Origin of the sequence: Pedobacter paludisoli (assembly GCF_052344095.1) — a bacterium.
Lineage (GTDB): Bacteria > Bacteroidota > Bacteroidia > Sphingobacteriales > Sphingobacteriaceae > Pedobacter.
Window position 1 is genome coordinate 4,115,112 of record NZ_CP179926.1, and the last position, 24,347, is coordinate 4,139,458.

Annotated in this window: 20 protein-coding genes; 17 read left to right on the forward strand and 3 right to left on the reverse strand. The window is 36.5% G+C overall.

The genetic code is table 11. The features are described 5' to 3' along the window. Positions 1-104 precede the first annotated feature (104 nt). From ACJVDK_RS16940 to hemH, 11 genes are all read left to right on the forward strand, one after another. Entirely contained in the window at positions 105-704 is a 600-nt protein-coding gene (locus ACJVDK_RS16940; RefSeq protein WP_443937849.1) for an RNA polymerase sigma factor, read from the forward strand. 94 nt (positions 705-798) lie between these two features. Then, positions 799-1,968, forward strand: coding sequence for a FecR family protein (locus ACJVDK_RS16945; RefSeq protein WP_443937850.1), 1,170 nt, complete (start codon positions 799-801; stop codon positions 1,966-1,968). Between the two features lie 183 nt (positions 1,969-2,151). Next, the gene (locus ACJVDK_RS16950) at positions 2,152-5,634 is read left to right on the forward strand and encodes a SusC/RagA family TonB-linked outer membrane protein (protein ID WP_443937851.1); all 3,483 of its coding nucleotides are present in this window, start codon (positions 2,152-2,154) and stop codon (positions 5,632-5,634) included. Between the two features lie 42 nt (positions 5,635-5,676). Continuing rightward, positions 5,677-7,242: a RagB/SusD family nutrient uptake outer membrane protein gene (locus ACJVDK_RS16955; RefSeq protein ID WP_443937852.1), complete on the forward strand. Its 1,566-nt coding sequence runs from the start codon at positions 5,677-5,679 to the stop codon at positions 7,240-7,242. Between the two features lie 29 nt (positions 7,243-7,271). After that, complete coding sequence (locus tag ACJVDK_RS16960; protein WP_443937853.1) at positions 7,272-7,874, forward strand: fasciclin domain-containing protein; 603 nt, start codon at positions 7,272-7,274, stop codon at positions 7,872-7,874. A 33-nt stretch (positions 7,875-7,907) separates the two neighbouring features. Continuing rightward, positions 7,908-8,345 (forward strand): hypothetical protein, encoded by a 438-nt coding sequence (locus ACJVDK_RS16965; RefSeq protein ID WP_443937854.1) that lies wholly within the window; start codon positions 7,908-7,910, stop codon positions 8,343-8,345. Positions 8,346-8,423: 78 nt separating this feature from the next. Next, the gene (locus tag ACJVDK_RS16970; RefSeq protein WP_443937855.1) at positions 8,424-9,737 is read left to right on the forward strand and encodes a thioredoxin family protein; all 1,314 of its coding nucleotides are present in this window, start codon (positions 8,424-8,426) and stop codon (positions 9,735-9,737) included. Positions 9,738-9,767: 30 nt separating this feature from the next. Further along, positions 9,768-12,659, forward strand: coding sequence for a M16 family metallopeptidase (locus tag ACJVDK_RS16975; protein ID WP_443937856.1), 2,892 nt, complete (start codon positions 9,768-9,770; stop codon positions 12,657-12,659). Between the two features lie 709 nt (positions 12,660-13,368). Beyond that, a complete protein-coding gene (locus tag ACJVDK_RS16980; RefSeq protein WP_443937857.1) occupies positions 13,369-14,040 on the forward strand; it encodes a carotenoid biosynthesis protein in 672 nt (223 codons plus the stop codon). Between the two features lie 12 nt (positions 14,041-14,052). Continuing rightward, positions 14,053-14,901: a 4-hydroxy-3-methylbut-2-enyl diphosphate reductase gene (locus ACJVDK_RS16985; protein WP_443937858.1), complete on the forward strand. Its 849-nt coding sequence runs from the start codon at positions 14,053-14,055 to the stop codon at positions 14,899-14,901. 94 nt (positions 14,902-14,995) lie between these two features. Beyond that, entirely contained in the window at positions 14,996-16,009 is a 1,014-nt protein-coding gene (gene hemH / locus ACJVDK_RS16990) for a ferrochelatase (RefSeq protein WP_443937859.1), read from the forward strand. A gap of 53 nt (positions 16,010-16,062) precedes the next feature. Here the strand turns inward: hemH and ACJVDK_RS16995 are convergent, their stop codons facing one another. After that, a complete protein-coding gene (locus ACJVDK_RS16995; RefSeq protein WP_443937860.1) occupies positions 16,063-17,280 on the reverse strand; it encodes a 3-deoxy-D-manno-octulosonic acid transferase in 1,218 nt (405 codons plus the stop codon). Positions 17,281-17,345: 65 nt separating this feature from the next. On the opposite strand from ACJVDK_RS16995, the gene ACJVDK_RS17000 reads away from it, so the two are divergent. The 5 genes from ACJVDK_RS17000 to ACJVDK_RS17020 are packed head-to-tail and all read left to right on the forward strand — an operon-like array spanning position 17,346 to position 21,981. Beyond that, positions 17,346-18,656, forward strand: coding sequence for a UDP-glucose dehydrogenase family protein (locus tag ACJVDK_RS17000; RefSeq protein WP_443937861.1), 1,311 nt, complete (start codon positions 17,346-17,348; stop codon positions 18,654-18,656). Position 18,657: 1 nt separating this feature from the next. After that, complete coding sequence (locus ACJVDK_RS17005; protein WP_443937862.1) at positions 18,658-19,647, forward strand: UDP-glucuronic acid decarboxylase family protein; 990 nt, start codon at positions 18,658-18,660, stop codon at positions 19,645-19,647. A gap of 1 nt (position 19,648) precedes the next feature. Next, complete coding sequence (gene galE / locus ACJVDK_RS17010; RefSeq protein WP_443937863.1) at positions 19,649-20,671, forward strand: UDP-glucose 4-epimerase GalE; 1,023 nt, start codon at positions 19,649-19,651, stop codon at positions 20,669-20,671. After that, complete coding sequence (locus ACJVDK_RS17015) at positions 20,672-21,229, forward strand: hypothetical protein (protein WP_443937864.1); 558 nt, start codon at positions 20,672-20,674, stop codon at positions 21,227-21,229. An 11-nt stretch (positions 21,230-21,240) separates the two neighbouring features. Continuing rightward, on the forward strand, positions 21,241-21,981 hold the full coding sequence (locus ACJVDK_RS17020) for a tyrosine-protein phosphatase (protein ID WP_443937865.1): 741 nt from the start codon (positions 21,241-21,243) through the stop codon (positions 21,979-21,981). Positions 21,982-21,997: 16 nt separating this feature from the next. On the opposite strand, the gene ACJVDK_RS17025 is transcribed toward ACJVDK_RS17020, so the two are convergent. After that, positions 21,998-23,230 carry an ABC transporter permease gene (locus tag ACJVDK_RS17025; protein ID WP_443937866.1) on the reverse strand — a complete coding sequence of 411 codons (1,233 nt, stop codon included), beginning with the start codon at positions 23,228-23,230 and terminating at the stop codon, positions 21,998-22,000. A 122-nt stretch (positions 23,231-23,352) separates the two neighbouring features. Further along, the gene (locus ACJVDK_RS17030) at positions 23,353-23,706 is read right to left on the reverse strand and encodes a HesB/IscA family protein (RefSeq protein WP_443937867.1); all 354 of its coding nucleotides are present in this window, start codon (positions 23,704-23,706) and stop codon (positions 23,353-23,355) included. 92 nt (positions 23,707-23,798) lie between these two features. On the opposite strand from ACJVDK_RS17030, the gene ACJVDK_RS17035 reads away from it, so the two are divergent. Continuing rightward, entirely contained in the window at positions 23,799-24,329 is a 531-nt protein-coding gene (locus ACJVDK_RS17035; protein WP_443937868.1) for a DUF7935 family protein, read from the forward strand. Positions 24,330-24,347 lie beyond the last annotated feature (18 nt).

Below are 24,347 nucleotides of genomic sequence, written 5' to 3' on the forward strand. Positions count from 1 at the left end.
AATAAAGGAGCAGATACTGCTGAAAATTAAGGAATTGTTTAAATTTGTAAATAGTTATAAAGAAAATAATCTTCGCATATAGCTTGCGATTGTTCAGAGACTTAATGCAAAAGGTAAATTACGATATACTGGTTGACGAAGAACTATATGCTCGCTTCATTTCGGGAGATAGTATTGCTTTTTCTAAGCTTTATCAAAAGTACAGTGCCAAGTTGTATGCCAATGCGCTTAAATTATTAAAAGATCCAATTGCAGCGGAGGAGCTTATTCAAGAGTTGTTTACAAGGGTTTGGTTAAAGAGAGAGACATTAGCAGTGGATTTGAACTTTGCCCCGTATTTATACCGAATAGCGCAAAATTTAGTCATCGATTTTTTCAGAAGAATTCAAAAAGATAAAGTAGTTTTTGAAAATTTAAAAAAAACAGCTTCCGAAAATTATTTACACATCGAGGAATCTATTCATTCGAAAGAAATTAGTCTTGCTGTTCAGAAAGCATTAGAAAATTTATCCCCTCAACAAAGAAAAGTGTATGAGCTTTGTAAGTTAGAGGGGAAGACCTATAAGCAAGCGGCTGAAGAACTTCAGATTTCCCAACATACGGTGAAAGAATATGTTAGCTTGGCAAGCAATTCTGTGAAAAAGTACCTTTTAAGTCATCCAGATTTATTCTTGATCTTACTTTTTTTGGGTCTTAAGGCCTAAATTAATTGAGAATTAAGTTTTTATTAAAAAAATATTAATTCTATCCCCCCCGTTTTTATTTGTTCTCCGTTTCTACTTAAAAGCTCTAGAAAAAATGAACAAAAACATCGGCGACATACTTACAAATTATCTTCAGAATAATTGTTCAGAAAATGAGACTGCGTATTTGTTACATTATTTAACGCAAGAAGAAAACCAAGAACAAAGCGAGGGATTAGTCACATCTGCTTTGGCTAAAGCAAATGACATGCCCATTGCGGCTGAAGATCAGAAACGATTAGATTTACTGCTTACCCAAATTATCAGCACTCCAGCGGTTCCTAAAAGAGCAACCTTAAAGATTACGCGTTTAACCAAGTATTTAGCTGCAGCAATTGTATTGATTACTTTTTCTATTGGCTTGATTTTGTATTTCTCAGGAAATAATTCAGCTAAAATTTCTTATCAAAATGATGTTGCTCCGGGCTCTAATAAAGCGGTGTTAACGTTAGCGAATGGCAAGAAGGTTGATTTAGGAAAGACACTTTTAGGCGAGGTAGCACTGGCAGAGGGGATTAGCTTGTCTAAATCAAAAGAAGGTTTATTGGTATATCAAGTTACTGAGAATACCAAAGCGCCTAAAGGAACTTTTAATACCATTGAAACACCAAAAGGTGGACAATACCAAATTGTGCTTCCCGATGGTTCGAAAGTTTGGTTAAATGCCGCTTCGTCTTTAAAATTTCCGGTAAGCTTTACTTCGAACACTGATCGTCGCGTGAAATTGAATGGTGAGGCATATTTTGAAATTGTTCACGATGCAAATAAACCCTTTATAGTTGAGTCTAAAAAACAAGAAGTAAGTGTTTTAGGAACTCACTTTAATGTAAAGGCTTACGAAAATGAAGCAAGCAATGAAACCACTTTAATTCAAGGAAAAGTAAAGGTTTCGGCTTTAGATAATCAACAATCGGCTATTATTCAACCAAATCAGCAGGCGATTATTGATGGAGGAGCAGTGCGTATCAAGCATGTAGATGCAAATCTTGCTGTGGCTTGGAAGAACGGATTAATTGTTTTTGAGCAGGAAGATATCAGAGAGATTATGAAAGTAATAGCCCGTTGGTACGACGTAGATGTTGAATTTCAGTCGAATAGTAGTTTCGAACATTTTAGCGGTTCTATAAGCCGCTTTTCGAATATATCAGATGTACTACGTATGTTGCAATTAACCAATAAAGTAAAATTTGAAGTCCGTGGGAGGCGGGTGATTGTAATGAATTAAAATTACCTCCAAAAAAGAACTGGAAGTGCGCCAACACCCCCAGTTTAAAAAGTCTGAGTTACGCCTACAAACATTGAATGAAACTGTATTAACTATAAACCCAAACATCCCAAATGTATGAAATTTAATCCCAAAAGTCTCCATGTGCTCACCTCAATATGGAGATCTAAAACTTTTAAAGTTATGAAATTAACTTTTTTGCTGCTTATTACTTTATTCATTCAGATAAGTCAAGCATCTTTAGCACAAAATGTTAGCGTTAGTGCAAATAAAGGGCAGCTAACCAATTTGTTAAAAGAAATTAGGGTGCAAAGTGGCTATAATTTTGTGTATGCCGAAAGCGCGTTAAAAAATGCAAATCCGGTTACGGTAAACTTAAAAGCAGTGCCTTTAGAGATTGCTTTAAAAGAGATTTTTAAGAATCAGCCTTTATCGTATACGATTGAGAAAAAGACAATCATTATTAAAGAAGCGGAGCCGAGTTTTATCGAACGACAAATTGATCGTTTTTTTAAAACGACCGTAAAAGGGGTTGTCGTTGATAAAAAAGGGGAGGTCATTCCGAATGCAACCATTATGATTAAAGGGTCAATGGTTGGAGTTTCTGCTAGCTCAGAGGGTAAATTCAGTATTGATATTCCAGAAAATTTAGCCGGAAAAGCAGTCTTAGTAGTTTCGTTAATGGGCTATAAAACAAAAGAAATTGAGGTCGGAAATCAGACCGATATTAAAGTTGTTTTAGATGAGAATGTAAGTGACCTTAAAGACGTTACCGTTGTTGCGTATGGCGAACGTACGAAAGAAAAATTGATCAACTCTGTTGTTAGTGTAAAAGCAGATCAAATTAAAGATATGCCTGCGGCAAACTTAGAAAACTTGCTACAAGGCCAAATGGCCGGAGTAGCCGTAGTAAACCGTTCGGGTTCTCCAGGTGGTACGGGTTCTATTGTAAATATTCGTGGTCAAAACTCTTTAATGGTAACGGGACCAAGTGGAGCCTTAATTAACAATGGCGCACCTTTGTATGTAGTAGATGGGGTGCCAATTATTTCGGACAACAATACAAAAGACGGGGTTAGTGGCTTAGCCGATATTGACCCATCAACAATAGAATCAGCTGAAGTATTAAAAGACGCTTCGGCAGCAGCTCTGTACGGTTCAAGAGCAAATAACGGTGTAATTTTAATTACCACCAAAAAAGGAAAAACAGGTAAAGCAGAAATTGTAGCAAACGTATCGATGGGTTTTAATATCCTGCCAAAAACTCCGGTTCAAACATTAGGTAAAGCTGAAAGAGATATGGCTATGTTGTTTGCTCAAAATGCAACTTTGGCATATTATAATACCCCCACAGCAAGCTACGTTGTTCCAGGCTCGTATCAACAGGCTTGGGGTACACAAGGTACGTACGATTATTTCTGGGGAAATGGAGTGGCAATGGGTGGATACCAACCAGCTATTCAAGATAGTTTAAACTCATATTACAACAACAGTTCAAATTGGTGGAAGTACTTTTTTCAAACAGGTAAAACACTAAATACAAATTTATCGATATCAGGAGGAACCGATTTATCGAAGTACAACATCGCCTTTGGTCACTATAATGAAGAAGGGATTATGGTTGGTTCAGCGTTTAGTCGCTATAACTTAACGGCCAACATGAATTTTACTCCGCGTAAAAATTTGGTAATCAGCTCGAATAACTACTTAGCTTACACCAATAGGGGGAAAGGGCAAAACAGCAATAATGGTTCTGCAACCATGGTTGGATCGCCAAAAGCGTCCTCAACAATGCTTTCGCTTGATAATCCAATTGCTTTAGCTCAATCGGAGCGTATTGCAGCTACAGAAGAAAAAAATAACACCTACCGTTTAAGATCTGGTTTAAATGTGGCTTTAACTCCAGTGAAAGGTTTGAAAATATCAAGTGCTCCAGCAATAGATTTTTCGGAGGTTTCGCGAAATGTTGCTGCACCGAATTATATTGATCAGCAATATGGTTTAGCTAAATCAGAAAACTTTACCACTCGTAGAATTGTTTTAAACTGGGAAAACTTAGCCACGTATAACACTACTATTGCATCAAATCACAATGTAGAGGTGCTTTTAGGACAAGGAATGACCAAGCAGATAAACGAAACGCTTTATGGAATGGGACGTGGTATGGCGAGTAACGACATTCATTATGTTCCTTTATTGCCAGTTAACGATGCTACGCAGATTGTAAACGGAACAACAGTGGTTACACGTAATTTTTCGTCAACCTTTAGCGAAACAATGTTGTTGAGCTATTTTACGCGCGTTGCATACGATTATAAGAGCAAATATTTAGCTGAATTTTCTATCAGAGCAGACGGATCGAGTACTTTTGGTGAAGGTAAAAGATGGGGAAAATTTCCAGCAGCAGCATTAGGATGGAATTTCTCGAAAGAATCTTTTTTGGAGAATGCATGGTGGTTAAGTGCAGGAAAGTTACGAGCTAGCTGGGGGAAAACAGGTTTACAGTTTGGAGACCCTTATTTAGCGCAAGGTACGGTGTCAGATGCGCATTCTACTGGTTTCTTAGGTCAAGCTGGCTTAGCTCCTGATATTGTTTCGTATAATAATTTGGCTTGGGAAGAAGATACGCAATACGGTGTTGGTTTAGATTTAGATTTATTTGATTTTAGATTGAAAATTAATGCTGATTACTACCATAAATATAACAAGGGGCAAATTTATAATGCACCATTTCCTGGAAATGTTTATTATTTGCCATCTACTTGGAGAAATACTTTTTCAAGTTCGAATCAAGGATATGAATTAAACGTTCAATACGATGTATTAAGAGGAAAGGCCTTCAATTGGAGAACGCGCTTAAACATGGCTAGAAATACCAATCGATTTGAAGAAAGTTATAATGGTATGGATGTGGCTAACTTTATTTTAGGTAGACCATTAATGGGCTTTAACGTATACATACAAGAAGGTTTTGTAAATAACTCTAATGAAATTCCAAGATTTTATAATCCTAACGGATCTGTACAATATTTAAACGCTCCAGATAACTTTCATCCAGTTCAAGTAGGGATGAAAAAAATATTGGATTTAAATGCTGATGGAAGAATTAACGACTTGGATAAAGCCTACGTTGGTAGCCCAATTCCTCAAGTTGCAGGTGGTTGGATAAACGATTTCTCATGGAAAAATTTCCAGTTAAATGTTTTGTTCAACTTTGTTATTTCGCAAGACATGATTAATGCACTTCCGTACTCAAGTTACATTGACACAAATGCGCCAACACCAAAATTGATTTTCTATGATTATGCGAACATTAATTATTGGAATGCTGCAGGTGCAGCGGCAGCAGGAAGTAGCTACTCTCCAATGTTTCCATCGCCAAATTTAGGCTACTCGCCACAATCAGATCCAATGATTAGCTCGAATATTGAAAATGTAAACTATATCCGATTGAAGAAGTTAAGCCTGAGTTACTCGTTTAATAAAAATTTAGTTAAAAAAATTGGGCTTTCGTCTGCACGAGTATTTGGTACCGCAGAGAATTTATTCTTGATAACCAATTACTCAGGATTAGATCCAGAAGCAGTGCCGTATAATGGGGTAGATAATTTAGATAATTATCCATTGGCAAGAACCTATACCATTGGCTGTGCTGTTAATTTTTAACGATTGCACTTTAAGGAAAGTTTTTAATCAAGAAATAAAATCATGAAAATAAAAATAGTAGTACTTTTTGGCTTATTCGCATTTTTGACCTCGTGCAAAGATGCATTAGATATCAAGCCAGAAGATCGTCAATCAATTACAAATGCATTTGATGGAGATGACGAGTTGATGGCCTTCTTAATTAGCATGCAAGGCGAAGCACAGCGATTAATAGGAGACGATCCGCATCAATACATGGGTGCTCCTGCCGATCGTTGCGATAATACAGCTTATAATAATTTACGCAATTTGGTGCCAGCTACGGTGAAAAGTGGTTTGTACTCAACATGGAAAGAATATTACGACGTTATTTACTTAGCTAATTTAATGTTAGAAAACATTTATCAAGCAGAAGGTAAATTGCCACAAGAGCGTATAAACTTTTATCGTGGTCAGGCGCTTTTCCTTAAAGGATGGATGTATTTGGAACTGGGCAAGATTTGGGGAAATGCTATTATCACCACCGGAACCAATAATTTTGAAACCTACACCAATAATAAAGATTATGAAGTGATTAATGAGGCTATCAAAAATTTGGAAGAATCATATCCTTTGCTTTTAAACTATGGAAATTCATATGACGATAAAGGGAGTCTTTTAACTTCTAAACAATATGGTTCAAAAGGTGCTGTAGCAGGTTTATTGGCTCATGCGTATGCATGGCAAGGAAGCATGACTGAATTGTATAATTGGCCTGGAATTGATGCCAGAGCTGCCTATACAGCTTCAGTTGATTGGAGTACAAAGGTAATTAGTGGCGAAGCCTCATCTCCATATGCATTAGCCCCTACTATCGAAAATTTAATTGCTACCACCTTTGGGTCTTGGCAACCAGCGAATAGAGTTGCAGCAAAGGAATCGATCTTAGAAGTGCAAAATTATTATTTAGCTGATTTTTCTGGTAATTATGCACCAGCATTGGTAAGTCGGTATACTACTTGGCCAGTTAATACAAATCAATCTACTGCTACAATTTCGTTATCAACTATTGCATTTAAATTTAACCGTGCCACAGTAAAACAAATGTACAAAGGAACGGATCAACGTTTAAATAGTTACTTCTATAAAGTAGATGAAATGGCATCTAACTTAGCTTTCTCGTACCCATATAAGGTTAGAAAAGCCATCTACAGAGTAACAAACCAAACAACAGGAGTTACCTCAACAACCGGTTTAGATTGCAACGATATCTTTATCAGGTTGGCAGATATTTATTTATTGCGTGCCGAATGTTATGCAAAACTAGGTCAAGATGCGCTTGCAATTACCGATTTAAATAAAATTAGAGGTAGAGCAACAGCAGCATTGTATCCTGCCGATGCGACAGAAACGGATTTAAAGATGGCCATTTTTAAAGAACGCGAAAAGGAATTATTAATGGAAAGCGGTAGATATTACGATGTGTTAAGAAATGGCAAAAGCTATATTAAAACACAATTGGGACCTGCTTTTGCAGCTTTATCGGATAGGGATATTGCAGACGGTGCACTATACATGTTTATATATACCGATGCATTTGTAAATAATACCATTTTACAACAAAATATTTATTGGAATAGAATGGAGTAATCCACTTATTTAAAGCAAATTATAAAGAAATGAAAAAATTAAATATATGCATTATTCTTCTTTGTACCGTATTCTTTAGCTGTACAAAAGATAACACCATAGACAGTGGCATTTCAAACGGAACCATGCCTGATAAAACCATCTATCAATATATGCAAGGCGATACCTATAACTGGGATTTAACTATCCAAATGATTGATCATGCAGGTTTAACCAGTTTGTTTAAAGGCGAGGATTCTTCACATCCAAAAATTATGGTATTGGGCTTAACCTCTCATTCAATCAGAAGATGGGTATACACTAAAGGCAAAACTGAGGTTACACAGATGGATCCACTAGAGTGTAGACGAATATTGTTAAACCACGTGTTTGATCAGGTATATTTCCGTAAAGATATTCCAAGTAGAGAAACCGGTGGCGTGGCACTAAAATCAATTGGAGGTGCAGAAATTAGGTTGTTTACTGAAGAACAAGTAGATCCAACATATGGTATTGGGCCAGTTTTAGTGAAGTTCACTTCTAAAGATGGTACATCGGTTGTAAATGCTCAAATCGCTTCGGCCGATATAAACCCCAAAAATGGCGTTGTACACTCGATGCATTACAATTACATTATCGACGCTTTAAAATAAAAATTAAGTTTAACGAATTCATCATACAGAAAAATGAATATCAGAATATTTATAACGTGTGCCGTAATCTTAACAAGCATTGCTTGGGGGTGTAAAAAAACGCCAATTGGCTACTTAGACTATGCAAATGGCAAGTATCTACCAAATTCAATGACTATTAGGGCTACTCCAGATCCGGTAGTAGATGCATTACGAATCAGAAATAACTCTCCTTGGGTAAGTACAAAAATTACGGGAGTATTGGGCACTGAACCTATGGTTTACAAGATTACGAATGTAACATCACCAAATGCAGATGCGGCAGAAGTTGCCAAGTTTAGACAAAACCTTTACATCTTAGGGCAAGGTCGAATTCACTACCCTTTAAATACCGGCATTAAGCCAGGAAAATATATTGTCAGTATTGGTATCCAAAATGCAGGTGATTATTATGGCGAGCTAATTGATGCTATGACCATAGTGGTCGAATAAATTAAAGTTAGCTATTGCGATGATAGAATCAATTATCGCAATAGCTTTAGAATTACTAACACATAAAATTATTTCCTAATGAAAAAAAGCTTAAATAAGAAAATAACGTTTCTCTTAATTATTGTTTGCATGTTAATTACTGCAAATACGTATGCTCAAGGAATTAAATTCTTGCAAGGCGGTTATGCCGAAGCGATTGAAAAAGCAAAGGAACGTAAGTTGCCAATATTTATCGACTGGTATGCTGATTGGTGCGTGCCGTGTAAAATGATGGATAAAGAGGTTTTTGTAGATAAAAAATTGGGCGATTACTTTAATCAACATTTTGTTTCCGTAAAATTAAATACCGAGCAAAAGGAAAACCTTGAGTTGGTAAAAAAATACCAAATAAGCGCCATGCCAACCTTGATGTTTATCGATGCAGATGGCGAAGTATTGTTTCGCGTAAGTAGCTCGATGCCAGCTGAAGATTTAATGAAACACGGTAAAACAGTAGTAGGCGATCTAAAAAGCTTTGAAGCTTTGTACGACGAGTACCAAAAAGATAAAAGCAATTTTAAAGTAACGCAAGAGCTTTTAACCGCCGCTCCGGGTTTCGTAACCATTCAAACCGGAATGGAAAAAAAGAAATGGATTGTGCGTGTTGAGAAAATCTTTAATGATTATGCTGCTGAAAAAATGGCAAAAGGCGATGAATTTATCAACGCAAATGATTATCGCATTGCTAAAACGTTCCATAGACCTGAAAAAGAAAACGATGTTTTTATCGAGTTTATGGTGAAAAACATGGATAAATACATCAAAAATGTAGGGAAAGGTGCCGCATTTTATGTAGTTAAATACAATACTGAATTGGCTGAGGAATATGCTAAAAACGGCGATAAAAAATATTTAGCCAAATTAGATCGTATTAAAGGCGATATGCGCTCAGCGTATGCATTAGTAGAACGCCACAAATTGCCGATGTATGATGTTGAAAAATATAACTGCGATGCCCTTTATGCCTTGAACAAAGAAAAAGATGTAAATAAATTCATTCAATTAAAAAATGAATTATTTACTGCTGAAGGCGATTCAATTTCTCCTGTATCAAAAGCGATGGCTGTGCAAACGATGTATACTGCTCCAGGTGTAACCATTACAAAAGAAAATCATTTGGCAGCAAAAGAATGGATTATTTCATCGTTGAGTGGTGCAAGCATGCCACTGATGCAAAGAATCAATATCACAACCTTGTTAGGCGACGTAAATAAGAAATTAGGAAATATCGACGAAGCAAAAAAAGCATATAACCAAGCATATGCCGAAACGTTGCAAATAGAGCAAGAACGAAATAGAAAATATTTTCAAGCAGCGCTAACAAAGAAAATTGAACTACTCAAGTTAGAGTAAGAAAACATCTAACAAGTAATAATAAGCAGGATGGCCAATAGCGGTCCTGCTTATTTTTTTAGAGATCAAAAAACACCACACACAAATTTTACCGAAATGCCTAAATTCAAATTCCTAAGTATTCTTTTATACTTGGTGCCAGCTGCCTTGTTTGCACAAAGCAATGCGCCATTAAAAGGACTTGTTCAAGGAAAATTACCAAATGGACTCAGTTATTATATTTTAAATTCTCCGCTTCAAAAAGGTGAAGCAAGTTTTTACCTAGCTCAAAAAGCAGGCTCATTACTCGAAAACGATCAGCAGAAAGGTTTAGCTCACTTTTTAGAACACATGGCTTTTAACGGAAGCAAGCATTTTCCAAATGGCGTAAGTGATTATCTGAAAAGTCAAGGAATAACCAAATTTAACGCGTATACCAGTTACGATGAAACAGTTTACAATATAGACGACGTTCGTACGGCAAATAAAAGCAATGTTGATACCTGTATTTATTTGTTGAGAGATTGGTGTGGTAATTTAGCTTTAAGTACCGAAGAAATAAACAAAGAAAGAGGAGTAATTGAATCGGAGTGGAGATCACGGTTAAATGTTCAAAAGAGAAGACAAAATGCGGTTGCGCCATCTTTATTCTACAAAACAAAATATGTAGAAAGAGATGTAATTGGCGATATGGACATTATAAGAAATTTCTCTCCAAGTGCCTTAAAAAGTTTCTATAGTGATTGGTATAGAGCCGATATGCAAGCCGTAATTATTGTAGGTGATATTGATGCAAATGAAATTGAACAAAAAATAAAAACCATCTTTGGCGATTTAAAAGTAAGCCCAACTGCACCTAAATTGCCTGCTAAAATACACTTAGTTTCAAATCAGGAACCTGCGTATGTAGTATTTAAAGATAAGGAATTAAAACAAACAACCATTCAACTTTTCTCGCGATTTGAATCTGAAATGGATGGCGACTACGCTAAAATTCGTAAAGAAGGCCAATTGAGAGAATTGTTCAATGCCATGGCATACAGAAGGTTGGTAGAGTTTATGAACGCCGATGAAGAGCAATTTTTTACCGGTAATATTGCAATCAGTAAGCTGCTGGGTAATTTTTATGCAAACACGGTTTCAGTAACCCCTTTGCCCGGGAAGGAAGCAATTGCATTGAAACAAATTCTGGGTGTGTTTGAACAAATCAAAAGGTATGGCTTTACTAAGGAAGAAATAGAAAAGCAAAAAACGGTGATGTATGAAAAAATGGAATCAGCCACAAAAAGTACAACACAATTTAAAAATTCTATCTATATCAATAAAATTAAGGCTAATTACTTTAATGACGTACCCATGAGCACCATTAAAGAAGGAATTACTAATTTAATGAGCTCGCTTTTAGAATTAGAAGCAGATGAAATAAATGCTTGGGTAAGAACGATTGATTTGAATAAAAATTTGGTTTTAGAAGTAGATGCAAATGAAAATCAAAAAAATATCCTTTCAAAAATGGAGATTTTATCGATACTCAACGAAGCTAGTAAAGGAACAATCAATCAAAAAGTAGCGGTTACTTCGATAAATAAACTAGTTGATTTTGATATTAAGCCGGGTACAATAGTTTCTGAAAAGCCACTGAATCGATTCGATGCAAAAGAATGGACACTTTCTAATGGTGTTAAGGTAATTTATAAACACATAAAAGGCGAAACGGGCGAATTTTCAATGAATATGCATAGTTTCGGTGGAAAATCAGTTCTAAAAAGCAATGAAATTCCATCTGCAAATGCTTTGCTTAAATTAGCAACCAGATCAGGCCTGTATAAATATAGCAGCAATGAATTAACGGGATATTTGCGTAATAAAAAGATTAGCATAAATTTAAGCATAGATGAACTCAACGAAACCTTAAAAGGAGCATCTACTGAAAGGGACGCGCAAGTGCTGTTTGAATTTGTTCATTTGTTTTTCACGAAACCAAAGTTCGATAAAGCGGATTTTGATGCCTACAAACAAAAACTAGCGTTTAAATATCATTCAGAAGAGAAAAATCCAATGGACGCGGTGTCAGATTCGGTGATGCAAGCAACAATGGTCGCAAATGATCGTAGCATGAAAGTGGATCAAAAGTATTTTGATGCCATGAATTTTGAAACGATGAAAGCTGTTTTTACGAAAGCATTTAGCAATACAAGCGACTTTACATTTTACATCGTGGGTAATTTAGATGAGCAAAAGGCAAAAGAATTGCTTACAAAATACATTGCTACACTTCCTGCAAATCCAAAGAACAAAGCCAACGAATATAAGCTGTATAACTTTGCAAAAAAGGACAAAGAAATACGCAAAAAATTTGATGTCGTGATGGCGGAGAACAAAGGCTTGATTGAAATTAGTTACGTAAATAATTTAAAACTGAGCGACCAAGAAAAGTTGGCAATGGACGTATTGGTGTATACCTTGCGTAACCGCTATTTCCGTTCGATTCGCGAGAATGCCAGCGGTACGTACGGCGTAACTGTGAGCCCAATTGTAAGCATTTTTCCGGTAGATAAACAACAATTGTCGATTAATTTTCAAAGCGATGTAAACCGTGTAAACGAGTTAAAACCATTGGTATATAAAGAAATCACAGATATCTCAACGAATGGAATTTCAACTACCGAATTAACCGAAGCTATCAACTTTATCCAAAAATCGAGCGAGCAAGCCGCAAAGAAAGAAAAAGGAGCCGCTTATTGGTTGAGTGTATTATCCAGTTACCAAGAAGTGGGTATAGACGTAACCGTAACTGTACCGCTTGAGGAACGAATTAAAAATTGTACCGCTGTTTCAATCAAAGACTTTGCGCATAAATTTTTCGATTCAGCCAAACTGCGCGACATCGTTATTTTGCAGCACAAACCAGTTAAGGTTGAAAATCACTTTCACGGAAGCTAGGTTTTCATCAAAAGAAGAATTTCAACACAAAAGGGTCGTTTCAAATAAGAGGCGGCCCTTGTTGTGCGCATGAAAATCTTGCGAAAGCGTCTCGCTTGAACCTTCTCCTGCAAAAATTTTAAAAATAGTTATTTATTATAGTGTATATAATGCGTATTTGGTGTAATTAGTTTAACAGAGATGAGAAAAAATATTGATATAGACGAAAGACTTTTAACAAAGGTTTGATTATTGTCTGCTTTTGAAGAAATAAGCGTAAAAGCTGTTATGGAAAAAGCAGTTTCCCCCGATATGGATGCATTGATAATGCACAACAATAGAGCAAAAGTAACAGATTTAGTTAGCTCAGGTCTTTCTATCGGATTTATTATCAGCGAAAAATTAATGGTAATAGTTCAAAAGTTTAAGTTCCCGCCATATCGCCTTTATTCAACCAAAATTGTGCATAAGAAGATTGAATTGAATGGATATTACTTTATGCACTTGATTTCTGAGTTTCTGTGCCTATTACCTGTAGCCAAATCGACTGGGCAAATACATATCCTTTTCCTTCTAATAACTTGCCTGTCACCCGACTAAAAAAACACATCCCTTAAAGTTCCATTTTAACCAGTCGGTAATCTTCACTATTATTGGGAATAACAACAGATTATTGCTAATTTACTCACATTTGATTTTAAAAATCAAATTAACGCAGAATAAAAATTGTATGAGCAATTCGTCAACCCCCGATTTAAAAGTTAAGAAGTTTTTTGCTTTGTTAATTGTGCTTTTCAGCACAATTACCTTAACCGGACTGCTTATTCCTACTACACAGCCTTATTTCATTCGACTTATTCCCATCCACATTCTGACTTTATTTTCGATACTAGTATTAAGCTACACCGGAACTATGAAAAGACTGTTGCTGTTTTCGGTGGGCGTCTTTGTTTGCGGATTTTTGGTCGATGCATTGGGCGTTCATACCGGAAAAATATTTGGAAGTTTTTATTATGGAGATACCCTCGGATATAAAATTGCAGCTGTTCCCTTGTTAATGGGGCTGCATTGGGTACTACTTATTTTTGGCGCTGGACAAACCATGAAGGCGCTCAAAATTCGCGATAGTAAATTAGCCTCTTTTTTGGGTGCGCTTAGCTTGGTTGTATTGGATTATTTTCTAGAACCTGTAGCTATGAAATTAAATTATTGGCAATGGGATTGGCACGAAGTTCCAGTTCAAAATTACATCGCTTGGTTTTTTGTGTCATTAATTTTTCTAAAATTTTACTACGCACTTGGCCTAAAACAACAGAAATACATCGGTCCAACACTATTTGTGACACAATTGATATTTTTTGTTGTGCTGTACCTGACCATTTCAACAAATATTTTTGCTTAATTTTGCAGTCAAATGAGCAATAATTTAGAAGTTACAATCGATAAGTCCTCAGGATTCTGTTTTGGGGTAGTGTACGCAATAGAAATGGCCGAAGATATTTTAGATACCGAAGGTTATTTATACTGTTTAGGAGATATTGTACACAACGATGAAGAAGTGGAGCGCTTAACCTCTAGAGGGCTAAAAATTATTGATCACGAAGTGCTAAAAGGTTTGAAAAATGAAAAGGTATTAATTCGCGCACACGGTGAGGCTCCTTCTACCTATCAACTGGCTTTAGAAAATAATTTAACACTTATTGATGCTTCTTGTCCGGTGGTGTTAAAACTTCAAAATAGAATTAAAAATTCGCACGATGACGACGAGCAAATTTTAATTTTTGGAAAGCATGGACATGCCGAGGTAATCGGATTGCAAGGGCAGACCGATGGAAAAGCAATTGTTTTTCAAGATTTAGCCGAATTAGATACGGTAGAATTGCCTTCTAAATTTACCCTGTACAGCCAAACGACAAAAAGTACCGATAAATTTTACCACATAAAAGAGCAATTGTTGAGTCGTGGATACGATGTTAAAGCAAACGATACCATTTGCCGACAAGTATCTAATCGTTATGAAGAATTGGAAAAATTTGTTCAAAACTTCGATAAAATTGTTTTCGTTTCAGGTAAAAAATCATCCAACGGAAAAGTGTTATACGATGTATGCAAAAAATACAACGACCAATCATATTTCATCTCCAATGTAGAAGAGTTAGACTCAACGTGGTTTAAAGCCAACGACAAAGTGGGTATTTGCGGAGCAACCTCAACCCCTATGTGGTTAATGGAGAAAGTAAAGTCGGTATTGGAATCGCTTTAAAATTGCTTCCTTTTTTACCTAATCTTGATAGTTTGCAGCTTGCTACTTATCTTGAAAAACCGATATTTGCGGATAAACATATAGCTGTAATTAAATGAGCAAAAAGGGAATTTTACTGGTAAATTTAGGAACACCTGATAGTCCGAAGGTAGCTGACGTTAAAAAATATTTAGATCAGTTTTTAATGGATGAAAGGGTAATTGATATCCCTAAACTGAATCGTACGCTGTTAGTAAAAGGGGCAATTGTTCCTTTCCGCAGTCCCAAAACGGCTAAATTGTACCAAGAAATATGGAATGAAAACGGCTCTCCTTTGTTGCATTACAGCAAATTGCAAGCTAAAATGCTTCAAGAGAAATTAGGAGAAGGATATCAGGTAGAATTAGCCATGCGTTATCAAAGCCCATCCATCGAATCCGCTTTAGAAAAATTGAACAAAGGTCTGGTTAAAAGTATTCAAGTGATACCTTTGTTCCCACAATATGCATCTGCCAGCACCGGTTCGGTTATGCAAATGGTGATGCAATTAATCAGTAAATGGAACACCATTCCGCCTATTAGTTTTGTGAACTCTTTTCACGACAACGCTTTAATGATTAAAGTTTTTGCAGATAATGCCCGTAAACACAATGTTGAGGAATTTGATCATGTGTTGTTTAGTTTTCACGGTTTACCTGAAAGACAATTCGATAAGAGCAATTACGTTTCTGCCGATTATAATTTTAGAGATATTGCTCAACGCGAAAATTATAACGATGGAAATCGTTTCTGCTATTTGGCACAATCGTATGATACGGCACGTTTAATCGCAAAAGAATTATCCATTAATAAAGAGGATTATACCGTTTGTTTTCAATCGCGTTTAGGGAAAGAACCATGGGTACAACCTTACACCACCGATGTATTGAAGAAATTAGCCTCAGAAGGGAAAAAACGTTTGTTGGTGTTTAGTCCAGCATTTGTGGCTGATTGTTTGGAAACCGTCTATGAAATTACCGTCGAATACCAAGAAGAATTTAAAGCCCTTGGTGGAGAAAAGGTGCAATTGGTAGAAAGTTTAAATGATAATCCAATTTTTATAGATGCTTTGGTAGGGATGATAAAATAAAACACCAACGGACTAGTCATTTTTTAACAAAATGACTAGTCTGGATAAAATCCTTAACCAATCATTTTTAAAATAGCATCCGTAGCCCCTTTTTTACTTTCTACATAATTTTTGGCGCTTTCTGCTGCTTCTACAGAATCTTTAAAGAGCGCAAAGCCAGCTTCCAATTCAGAGGCATTCGTGATGCTTTTTGCTGCACCTTTGGCAATTAAATCTTTCGCTTCTTGAAATTTCGCATAGTTCGGTCCGAATAATACGGGTAACCCAAATGCTGCGGCTTCGAGTGTATTGTGGATGCCTACCCCAAAACCACCGCCAATGTAGGCCACTTTGCCATATTGATACAAAGAAGAGAGCATACCAATGTTATCAATAATGAGCACATTGCTGTTGAAATCTACATCCGAAGCATTCATTTTAGAATAGCGTACACTTCCACCTTGATTAGCAAAAAGTTTTACAATACTTTCAATATGGCCTTCATGAATTTCGTGTGGAGCTAAAATAAATTTCCAATCGGGATAGTGTTGTATTAGGCTAGCAATTAATTTCTCATCCTCAGGCCAAGTACTGCCTCCAACAAAAACAGGCGAAGAGCCAATAAAATTCTCGATTTGAGGCAACTTTTTAGGCGATTGAGCATTCTCAAAAACACGGTCGAAACGGGTATCACCACTTAAACTCACGTGGGTAATGCCAATCGAGTTCAATAAACGGACACTTTCCTCATTCTGAACAAAAAAATGCTGCACACAGTTTAAAATGCCGCGGTAAAAATTACCATACCACTTAAAGAAGACCTGATTTTCTCTAAAAATTCCAGAAATTAGAAACAATGGGATTTGTTTTTTTGCTAGCTCTTGAAAATAGAAATGCCAAAATTCGTATTTCGTAAAAATGGCCATTTCAGGATTAACCAGTTCAATAAATCGTTTTGCATTTTTTTTACTATCCAACGGAAGATAAAAAACATCGGCAAGGGCATAATTTTTTCGAATTTCATATCCCGAAGGGGAAAAGAATGTAACCACAATTTTCTTTTCGGGATGAAACATTTTTAATTTTTCTAGCACCGGTCTACCTTGCTCAAACTCACCAAGCGAAGCAAAATGGAACCAAACATGCGTTTCGCGGGCATCAATTTTACTGGCTATATGTTCGAAAATATTTTTTCTGCCCTCGCGAAATAATTTTGCCTTTTTATTAAAAAATGAAAAAATGTAAATAATAGTACTATATAATTTAATTCCTAAGGAGTAAAAGCCACGCATTGAATGTAATTTGTTATCTTCGTTGCAAGATAAAACGAAAATCTTTAAAAGCCCCTAAATAGTTTATGAAAATAGCCGTAGTTGGTACCGGATACGTTGGATTGGTAACCGGAACATGTTTAGCAGAAACTGGAAATGATGTTATTTGCGTTGATATTAATGAAGCAAAAGTTAAAAAGATGCAAAATGGCGAAGTTCCAATTTACGAACCAGGTCTTGATCTTTTGTTTCATAGAAATATTGAGCAGGGTAGGTTAACCTTTACCACAAACCTTGCCGAAGCCGTTAAAGAAGCAACGATCATTTTTATGGCTCTTCCAACTCCTCCTGGAGGTGATGGTGCAGCCGATTTATCTTATATTTTAGGGGCAGCAAAGGACATCTCTAAGTTAATCACAGAATATAAAATTATTGTCAACAAGTCGACTGTTCCAGTAGGTACCGCCGACAAGGTAAGGGCTGTTTTTAAGGAAAATACGGCTATTGAAGTAGATGTAATTTCAAATCCTGAATTCTTACGCGAAGGGGTAGCTGTAGATGATTTTATGAAACCTGATAGAGTAGTATTGGGTACAAGAAGTGAAAAAGCTAAAAAGTTAATGATCGAATTGTATGGGCCATATGTTCGTCAAGGGAATCCGATTATCTTTATGGATGAGCGTTCTTCGGAATTAACCAAGTATGCAGCAAATTCTTTCTTAGCAACAAAAATTACGTTCATGAATGAAATCGCAAATCTTTGCGAGTTGGTTGGTGCCGATGTAGATGCTGTTAGAAAAGGTATTGGTTCTGACGATAGAATCGGAAAAAGATTCTTATTCCCAGGCATTGGCTATGGAGGCTCATGTTTTCCTAAAGACGTACAAGCATTGGTAAAAGCTGCGGATGAAAACACCTACGACTTTCAAATTTTGAAATCTGTAATGGATGTAAACGAACGCCAAAAAACAATTTTGGTAGATAAAGTATTAAAATACTATAAAAACAATATCCAAGGCAAGCATTTTGCATTGTGGGGCTTGGCTTTTAAACCTGAAACCGATGATATTCGCGAAGCACCAGCTTTGTATATTATCGACGCTTTGCTGAAAAATGGCGCGACCGTAACCGTTTTCGACCCAGAGGGAATGAGCAATGTGAAAGGCGTAATTGGTGATGCGGTAAACTATGCGCAAAATCAATACGAAGCATTGGAAGGCGCTGATGCATTGTTAATTGCAACTGAGTGGTCGGTATTCCGTAATCCGGATTTTGACAAGATTGAATCAATCCTAAAAAATAAAGTGATTTTTGATGGACGTAATTTATACGATTTAGAAAAGATGATTGACTTAGGATATTATTACAATAGTATTGGAAGAAAACTAGTAGACTAATATGGAGCGTAAAAGAATACTGATAACTGGTGCCGCAGGCTTTTTAGGCTCGCACCTTTGTGATCGCTTTATAGCGGAAGATTATCATGTTATTGGCATGGATAATCTAATTACAGGTGATTTAGTAAATATTGAACACCTTTTCAAATTAGAAAACTTTGAGTTTTATAATCACGATGTTTCAAAATTTGTACACATCCCTGGAGAATTGGATTATATTCTGCATTTCGCTTCTCCGGCAAGCCCAATAGATTATTTAAAAATACCTATCCAGACCTTAAAAGTGGGTTCCTTAGGTACACACAATCTGCTGGGTTTGGCGCGAGCTAAAAAAGCTAGAATGTTAATTGCTTCCACTTCAGAAGTTTATGGCGATCCAAGTGTAAATCCACAACCCGAAGAATACTGGGGCAATGTAAATCCAGTTGGGCCACGCGGGGTATACGACGAAGCCAAGCGTTTCCAGGAAGCCATCACAATGGCTTACCATACTTTTCACGGAGTAGAAACGCGCATTGTACGTATTTTTAATACCTACGGACCAAGAATGCGTCTAAATGATGGACGTGTATTACCTGCCTTTATAGGTCAAGCTTTGCGCGGTGAAGATTTAACTGTTTTTGGGGATGGAAGTCAAACCCGTTCATTTTGTTATGTAGATGATCTAATTGAAGGAATTTATCGTCTATTGCATGCAGATTATGCCGAGCCCGTAAACATTGGAAATCCGGATGAAATCACCATTAAACAATTTTGCGAGGAGATTATTAAATTAACGGGTACTTCGCAAAAAATTATATATAAAGAATTGCCGCAGGACGATCCAAAACAACGTCGCCCAGATATTACAAAAGCAAAAGCGTTGTTAAACTGGGAGCCCAAAGTAGGAAGAGCGGAAGGATTAAAAATTACCTACGAGTACTTTAAATCTCTTCCTGCAGAAGCATTGGCAAAAATAGAGCACAAAGACTTTACAACATTTAATCGTTAAAATGAGCAAGATATTAGTAACAGGAGGAACAGGTTATATAGGTTCTCACACGGTAGTAGAATTACACAATGCAGGATATGAAGTAGTTATTGTTGATAATCTTTCAAATTCAAACATCAAAATTTTAGATCAATTACATGCCATAACAGGTAAATGGCACGAATTTCATGAAATTGATTTGCAAGATGAAAATGCTGTGCTTTCTTTTGCTCAAAATCATACAGATATCGCCGGAATTATTCACTTTGCTGCCTATAAAGCAGTAGGAGAATCTGTAGAGCAACCCTTAAAATATTATAAGAACAATTTTTATAGCTTAATTAATTTGTTAACCTCGTTTAATAAAGCCATTAATTTTGTTTTTTCTTCATCGTGTACAGTATACGGCCAACCAGATTCTTTACCGGTAACGGAAGCCGCTCAGGTAAAAACTGCAGAATCGCCATATGGCAATACGAAACAAATTGCCGAAGAAATTTTACTTGAAACGGCTAATGTAACTCCTGATTTGAAAGTAATCGCTTTGCGTTATTTTAATCCGGTAGGGGCGCATGAAACAGCTTTAATAGGTGAATTACCTTTAGGAGTTCCAGCTAATTTAGTTCCATTTATTACCCAATCAGCCATTGGTAAAAGAGGTGCGATTACGGTTTATGGAAATGATTACAATACCCCTGATGGTTCTGCAATCCGTGATTATATTCACGTAGTTGATTTGGCAAAAGCACACGTGGCGGCGGTAAAAAGACTTGAAAATTCAGGTAATACTGCTAAATACGAAGTGTTTAACATTGGAACCGGAAAGGGAACATCTGTGCTAGAGGCAATTTCAGCCTTTGAGCAATCAACAGGTGAAAAATTGAATTTCCAAATTGGTCCTCGTCGAGCGGGCGACATAGAGCAGATATTTGGTGATGTACAAAAATCAAACGAAGTATTGGGTTGGAAAGCCGAACTAGATATCAATGAAATGATGCGCTCTGCCTGGGAATGGGAGAAATACATCAAAGCAAATCCCTTTTAAATGAAGCTATCGGAGCACAAAGACTTAAAAATCGCTATAACAGATTTGCCTATAAAGGAAAAAGATAAGTTGTTATTGCGCTTGATAGCCAAAGATAAAGTGCTTACCGAACACCTTCACTACAAATTGCTGGAAGACGATTCCGATTTGGAATTGCGGAAAGAAAGCATAAAATTGAATATAGAAGATCAGTTAACGGAACTTAAAAAGCTAACCACCAAGGAGGCTTTAGTAAAGGTTCGTAAAATGATTGCCTTAGTCAATCACTTTTATAAAGTAACAAAAGATGCTTTTGGAGAGGTTGAACTAAAAATATTCATTTTGAATACAATCCCGCTTAGTTATAAACGCAATGTTTTTAGCTATCGGGATTTTAATTTTTTATTTGCTGCTTATTTTATTAAAACTACGCAGGCTACGCTGAGCAAATTGAATAAACTTCATGAAGATTTAAAGTTTGATTTATCTACGGATACCAATGCGTTATTGAAAAGAATTCATTCGGCTAATTGGGATGCTCAGCCTCATTTAAGTGAATTACCAAAACATATAGAATAGTTATTCCTGCCATGTTCGGATTGTTTAAAAAGAAAACCATCGTTCCAGAATTTACGTTTTCGAATATTCGGGTAGATATGCATTCGCATATTTTACCAGGAATAGATGATGGAGCGCAAAATGTGAACGATTCATTGCTTCTTGCAAATCGATTGGTGTCCTTAGGCTTTGAAAAACTTATAGCAACACCACATATCATGGCCGATTATTACCGTAATACCCCCGATACGATAAATAAAGCTTTAGATATTTTACGCGAAGCCTTAGATAAACACCAGATTCGATTGGAGGTTCAGGCAGCCGCAGAGTATTATCTCGATGAAACACTTGAGAAAAAAGTTGCCAATAAAGAGGTGCTCACATTTGGTCAACAGTATTTGTTGTTTGAGCTTTCATTCATCAATACACCTCAAAATCTACTAGATTTTATAAAAAAAATACAAGATGCCGGATATCAGCCAGTTTTAGCTCACCCTGAGCGCTATCCGTATTTTTATGCATCTCTTGAACACTATCATCAAATCCGCGAAACCGGATGTTTGTTGCAGCTTAATTCTATTGCCCTTACGGGCTATTATGGCGCAGGAGCAAAGAAAATCGCACAGAATTTAGTGGAAACGCATTTAATCGATTTCATCGGCAGCGACATGCATCATTTAAAACACGCCAAAGCATTGGAAGAGAGTTTGTCTACGGTGGGTATGCAACAACTTTTAGGGCAGCATTTTTTAAAAAATGCCAGTTTAATCTAAAAGCTTAAAGGATTCCTTATTCGTATCGTAAAGCCTCAACAGGGTCTAATTTCGATGCTTTTTTAGCTGGATAAAATCCCGAAAGGATACCAACAGCCACGCAAATAATAAAGCCTAAAATGATGAATAACCATGGAATAATGAAGGTTCCTCCCATGGAGAACGAAATGAGGTTCCCGAGTAAAATCCCTAAGAAAATACCTAAAGTTCCCCCCATTAAACAAATTACGATTGCTTCAATTAAAAACTGGCGACGGATTACTTTCGGATTCGCACCGATGGCTTTACGGATACCAATTTCGCGCGTGCGCTCTGTTACAGATACCAGCATAATATTCATTAAGCCAATAGAAGCCCCAATTAAAGTAATAATCCCAATGGCAACTCCGCCAATAACTACAAATTGAAGGTTTTCAAATAATGTTTGTGCAACAGCGTCACTCTTGGTTATTTCAAAATTATTGGGTTGATTTACTTTTACTTTTCGAATGTTGCGGAAAAGCGCAGTCGATTCGCCAATTACACCTTCCATAATTTCATTATTCGGTACCATTACCGTAATGGTATAGGATGGATTTCCCGAACTATTGATTTGTTTCGCTTTTAACAACGGAACATAAACAGCCCGGTCTCCACTAAATCCCATGCTCGCTCCTTTTTTGGCCAAAATACCTATAATTTTAAAGCGATTATTGCCCACATTAATAAGCTTGTCCATCGGGTCATTTCCTTTAAACAACTTGTCAACTACGTCGCCACCCACTATACAAACATTGCTGCCTAAATTAACTTCGGAAATACTAAAGTTTCTTCCTTCCGATAAATTAAAGCCTTGTGCATTTAAACCATTTTCATCAATGCCTTGAATAGTAATGTTCGGATTGGTCTTTAAACTCCCATATTTAACAGTGGAACCTCTGGTTGCAAATACACTGATAGCTACCGTAGCTGGAGTATTGAGACTGTCTTTAAAATTTAAAGCATCTTCATACCGGATTGATTTGAAAGCTTGCGGGCGTTTCCCCTGCCCACCAATTCGAATTCCCGTACCGCGATTCCGAATGGTAAATGCATTCGAGCCCATGCTACTGAAAGCGTCGGTCATGCTTTTCTTTACCGCATCTAGGGTAGTTAAAATACCAACTAAAGCCATTAAACCAATTGCAATAATTAAAGCCGTAAGCATGGTACGTAATCTATTGCCCTTAATTGATTCGATGGCAAGCCTGATATTTTCTCTGTAATTCATTCTGGGTATTCGATAAAGAAAAGTGGTTCGGGTAAAATTTTAATTCGCTAATTGTGTAAAAATAAAAAAAGTCCCGATGTTTAGACAAAGGGACCTTACAATATGTTACAGTATATTTTACTTTAAGCCGAAAAACTCGTTCCACAACCACATGTGCTGGTTGCATTCGGGTTGATGAAAGTGAAACCTCTTGAGTTAAGTCCGTCTTGCCAATCAATCATCATGCCCATTAAATACATTTGATGGGCTTTATTCATGAAAACTTTAATGCCATCGATTAAGAATTCTTGGTCACCTTCTTTTTTCTGGTCAAAACCTAAAATGTAATTCATACCAGCGCAGCCACCGCCCTCTACGCCAACACGTAAACCGTAATCTTCGCTAATTTCTTGTTGATTCTTTAATTTGTTTAATTCTTTTGCTGCTCCTTCTGAAAAAGTAACTGGTGCAAATGATGTATCAACCGCTGTGCTCATGTTATTAATAATTTTAACTGTTACAAATATAAATAATAATGCACATTTTTGCGCCTATACATTCTCGAATATTACCCTAATTAAACAATGTAATGAGTATTGAACAAATTTTGATAAACTTAATTACCCTATCGGCGGGCATTTTTATAGCCTTATTTGCGCTTTATCAAGTATTAAAGATGGATATACAACGCTACTTTAGTTTAAAAGATGCGGAGCTGAAAAAGGAAAATCGCGCGCAAATAATACCGCTTAAATTGCAGGCGCATGAACGGTTAATATTGTTTACGGAAAGGATTAACCCGGCAAATTTATTGCTCCGTTTACATCAACCAGGTATAGAGCTTTCGGTTTTACAGAGTTTAATTCTAACAGATATCCGTTCAGAATACCAACACAACATCACGCAACAACTGTATGTAAATTCTGAAACTTGGCAAGTTGTTCGTAAATTAAAAGACGACAGCATAGCTATGTTTACCAATGCGGTGCAAGGTTTGCCCAAAGATGCGACCGGTATCGATTTAAGCAAAGTAATTCTACAACATATGGCTACCATTGAAGAAAATCCATACGATTTAACCATAGAATTAGTGAAAAAGGATATTCAATTGCTATTTTAGTGGTAAGTGCGGGTGTGC